Raw genomic sequence first — 3,859 nt, 5'->3', positions numbered from 1 at the left:
CGGGCGAGCCGACGACCGCCGGCCACTGACGGCGAACGGACACGCGCGAAGGGGCGCCCCCGGACGGGGGCGCCCCTTCGCGCGTACGTACGAACCGATGACGGCTCTTTAGGCCTCGGCCTCGGCCCTACGGCTCTTTACGGCTCGAACTTGTACCCGAGGCCGCGGACCGTCACCAGGTACCGCGGCGCGCCCGGGTCCGGCTCGATCTTGGCGCGGAGGCGCTTCACGTGGACGTCGAGGGTCTTGGTGTCGCCGACGTAGTCCGCGCCCCAGACCCGGTCGATGAGCTGCATACGGGTCAGCACGCGGCCCGCGTTGCGCAGCAGCATCTCCAGGAGGTCGAACTCCTTCAGCGGCAGGTCGACCTTGCCGCCGGAGACCGTCACCACGTGCCGGTCGACGTCCATGCGGACCGGGCCGGCCTCCAGGGCCGCCGGGGTGACCTCCTCCGGCTCCCCGCGTCGGCGGAGCACCGCGCGGATGCGGGCGACCAGCTCCCGCGAGGAGAAGGGCTTGGTCACGTAGTCGTCGGCTCCTATCTCCAGGCCGACGACCTTGTCGATCTCGCTGTCCTTGGCGGTCACCATGATCACCGGGACGTTCGAGCGGCCGCGCAGCTGGCGGCACACCTCGGTACCGGGCAGACCCGGAAGCATCAGGTCGAGGAGGACGAGGTCGGCTCCGTTGCGCTCGAACTCGTCGAGGCCGTCGGGCCCGGTCGCCGCGACGGCGACCTCGAAGCCCTCCTTGCGGAGCATGTACGACAGGGCGTCGCTGAAGGATTCCTCATCCTCGACGACGAGCACTCGGGTCACGGAAGGACCTCCGGGGCGGGAAGCGGTTCGGTCATGAGATCTGGGGTGGAGGACGAGGCGGGCCGGCGATCCCGTACGGCGCCCGCCTCGGGCAGCCGCAGGGTGAAGGTGGAGCCCTGACCCTCGGTGCTCCAGACGGTGACCTCCCCGCCGTGCGAGGCGGCCACGTGCTTGACGATGGCCAGGCCGAGTCCCGTACCGCCGGTGGCACGGGAGCGGGCCGGGTCGACGCGGTAGAAGCGCTCGAAGATGCGCTCCTTGTCCTTGTCCGGGATGCCGATGCCCTGGTCGGTCACGGCTATCTCGATCACGTCGCCGGCGGGCGCCGCGACGTGGCGTGCGGCGATGCCCACCCGCGTACGGGCCGGGGAGTAGTTCACGGCGTTCTCGACGAGGTTGCCGAGGGCCGCGGCGAGCTGGCCCCGGCTGCCCCACACGTACAGGTCGGCGGCGCCCCCGGAGACCATGGTGATCTGCTTCTTGGAGGCGGGCTGCCGGGAGCGGTCGATCGCCTCGGCGACGAGCTCGTCCACGGACACCGGCTCGGAGTCCTCCAGCGGGTCGTCGTTCTGCACGCGGGAGAGGTCGATGAGCTCCTGTACGAGGTTGGTGAGGCGGGTCGCCTCGATCTGCATCCGGCCCGCGAAGCGGGTGACCGCCTCGGGGTCGTCCGAGGCGTCCATGACCGCCTCGGAGAGCAGGGAGAGCGCGCCGACGGGAGTCTTGAGCTCATGGCTCACGTTGGCGACGAAGTCGCGCCGTACCGCTTCGATACGACGGGCCTCGGTGAGGTCCTCGACCAGGAGCAGCACCAGGCGCGAGCCCAGCGGGGCGACGCGGGCGGAGACGGCGAGGGCCTCGCCGCGTCCGGTGCCGCGCCGGGCCAGGTCCAGCTCCACCTGCCGTATCTCTCCGTCCCGGCGGGTGTCGCGGGCCATGTTGAGCATGGGTTCGACGGCCAGCTTGCCGCCGCGGACCAGGCCGAGCGCGTACGCAGCCGAGCTGGCCTTCACCACGGAGTCGCTCTCGTCGAGAACGACCGCGGAGGAGCGCAGCACGGACAGCACGGTGTCGACGCCGGGCGGGAGCACGGCGTCGGTGTGCAGGGAGGTACGGGTCGGTCGCGCCTGGTCGCGCTCGCTCCAGCGGAACGCCAGCATGGCGATCACGCCGGTGCACACGCCGGCGATCGCTGCCAATGCGGCGACCGCCGCGTTCACGTCCATGCCATCCAGGTTATGCGGGTGGACGGACACTCTCCCAGCCGTCCGAGTGGCTGCTCGAACAGTCGTCGCCCAGAGTTCACCATGGAGACGCGGGTGGTTCATTTGCCCTGGCGACCGGGGTGGCGCGTGTCGCCCAGAGTTCACCTGGGGGAAAGTGCTGATTCACATCAGGGGGTGGAACCGGACGCACAGGGGGCCGAACGTGGGAGCGTGGGGGTCCGAGCCCCACCCGGACCCCGGAGTTTTGCGTAGAGAGGGACACCATGCGGGACGCGTACCACGAGGAACTGGACTCGATCGGCGAGGGCCTGGTCGAGATGGCCCGGCTCGTCGGGTCGGCGATCGGGCGCGCCACGACGGCGATGCTCGACGCGGACCTCAAGCTCGCGGAGAGCGTGATCGCCGCGGACCAGAAGGTCGACGACCTCCAGCACGACCTGGAGGCGCGGGCGATAGCGCTGCTCGCCCGGCAGCAGCCGGTGGCGACGGACCTGCGGATCGTGGTGACCTCGCTGCGGATGAGCGCCGACCTGGAGCGCTCCGGCGACCTGGCGCAGCACGTGGCGAAGCTGGCGCGGCTGCGGTTCCCGGACACGGCGGTGCCGCGGGACCTGCACGCGACCATCCTGGAGATGGGGCAGCTGGCGCAGCGCCTGATGGCGAAGGCGGCGGAGGTCATCATCACGAAGGACGTCGACCTGGCGCTCCAGCTGGAGCAGGACGACGACGAGATGGACCTGCTGCACCGGACGCTGTTCCAGCACCTGATGGACGACCGCTGGAAGCACGGCATCGAGACGGCCGTGGACGTGACGCTGCTCGGCCGGTACTACGAGCGGTTCGCGGACCACGCGGTGTCGGTGGCGAAGCGCGTCGTGTACCTGGTGACGGGCGAGCACGCGGACGAGCTGCAGGCGGCGGACGCGCCGGTGGAAGGCGCGTAGGGCGTACGGGCGCCATCGGACGGCGCATGGGCGCGCGGGCTCCGATGCGCCGTTGATGCGCCGGTCCGAGTGGGCATGCAATGGGGGGAGGCGAAGCTCGCCTCGAAAGGGAGGGACCCCCATGGCCGAATCCCCCACGACGACCGAATCCGGGCCGGAGGCACCGCGCGAGGCGGTGTTCCTGCCCCTGCTTGGCGCCTGCGGCTGCGGCTCGGGCTGCGGCTGCGGCTGCCAGTCGGGCTCCCCGTGCCAGTGCGGGGGCTGCAGCGGCTGACCGGTGGGGGGCGCGTCTCGACGCGCCCCCTTCCCCTATATCTCCAGCACGCCCACGACCTGGCCGCCGCTGTCCTCTCCGGTGGTACGGAATCCCAGCTTGTCGTAGAAGGCGCCGGGACCGTCCTCGCCGGGCTCCCAGGTCACGTGGAACCGGTGCTCGCCGCGCCGGCGCAGCTCGTCGCGGACGGCCTCGACGGCGAAGCGCCCGTACCCCTTGCCCTGGGCGTCGGCGGAGATGTTGAGCCGCCAGAGACCGCTGCGCCGATCACCGGGGTCCTTGTCCTCGTTCCACGGGATGTCGAGGAAGGCCATCAGGAACCCGACGAGCTCGTCGCCGTCGAAGATCAGCCGCGGCCAGGCGTTCTCCCCGAAGGCGTACGCCTCCGCGAGGGATTTCACGACGGGGGCGACGTTGCGCTCCTGGTGGGGGTGGACGCGCAGGGCGAGGGCGGCGTCGATGGTGGCGGGGGTGATCTGCTCCAGGCGGAGTGACGTGCTCATGCGCAGGACGGTAGCGATTCGCCGCGATCCCCGCCGGTGATTATCGGACCGGGCCAGGCCGGCGCCCAGGACTCCCCGGCTGCGCCGCGTACTC

General features: G+C 71.3%; 4 protein-coding genes. 1 reads left to right on the top strand and 3 read right to left on the bottom strand.

Features of this window, described 5'->3' with window-relative positions; translation table 11 throughout:
* Positions 1-137: 137 nt before the first annotated feature.
* Both CCN56_RS37765 and CCN56_RS37760 read right to left on the bottom strand, forming a co-directional pair.
* Positions 138-818 (bottom strand): response regulator transcription factor, encoded by a 681-nt coding sequence (locus CCN56_RS37765; protein WP_017242433.1) that lies wholly within the window; start codon positions 816-818, stop codon positions 138-140.
* Complete coding sequence (locus CCN56_RS37760; RefSeq protein WP_041130441.1) at positions 815-2,044, bottom strand: cell wall metabolism sensor histidine kinase WalK; 1,230 nt, start codon at positions 2,042-2,044, stop codon at positions 815-817. The genes CCN56_RS37765 and CCN56_RS37760 overlap by 4 nt, the downstream gene beginning before the upstream one ends.
* A gap of 263 nt (positions 2,045-2,307) precedes the next feature.
* Here CCN56_RS37760 and phoU point away from each other — a divergent pair, with 263 nt between their 5' ends.
* Positions 2,308-2,988, top strand: a complete 681-nt coding sequence (gene phoU / locus CCN56_RS37755; RefSeq protein ID WP_041130440.1) for a phosphate signaling complex protein PhoU — start codon at positions 2,308-2,310, stop codon at positions 2,986-2,988.
* A gap of 309 nt (positions 2,989-3,297) precedes the next feature.
* Here phoU and CCN56_RS37750 read toward each other — a convergent pair whose 3' ends face one another.
* Positions 3,298-3,765 (bottom strand): GNAT family N-acetyltransferase, encoded by a 468-nt coding sequence (locus CCN56_RS37750; protein WP_086832197.1) that lies wholly within the window; start codon positions 3,763-3,765, stop codon positions 3,298-3,300.
* Between the last annotated feature and the right edge of the window lie 94 nt (positions 3,766-3,859).

This window comes from Streptomyces sp. NRRL B-24572 (assembly GCF_002156145.1).
In the GTDB taxonomy this organism is placed as follows: domain Bacteria; phylum Actinomycetota; class Actinomycetes; order Streptomycetales; family Streptomycetaceae; genus Streptomyces; species Streptomyces vietnamensis.
This window is presented reverse-complemented; position numbering and strand designations above follow the sequence as displayed.

Bases quoted from the DNA above. Each gene is read 5' to 3' on its own strand.
- CCN56_RS37760 (WP_041130441.1), bottom strand. From the start codon at position 2,044: ATGGACGTGAACGCGGCGGTCGCCGCATTGGCAGCGATCGCCGGCGTG.
- phoU (WP_041130440.1), top strand. From the start codon at position 2,308: ATGCGGGACGCGTACCACGAGGAACTGGACTCGATCGGCGAGGGCCTG.
- CCN56_RS37750 (WP_086832197.1), bottom strand. From the start codon at position 3,765: ATGAGCACGTCACTCCGCCTGGAGCAGATCACCCCCGCCACCATCGAC.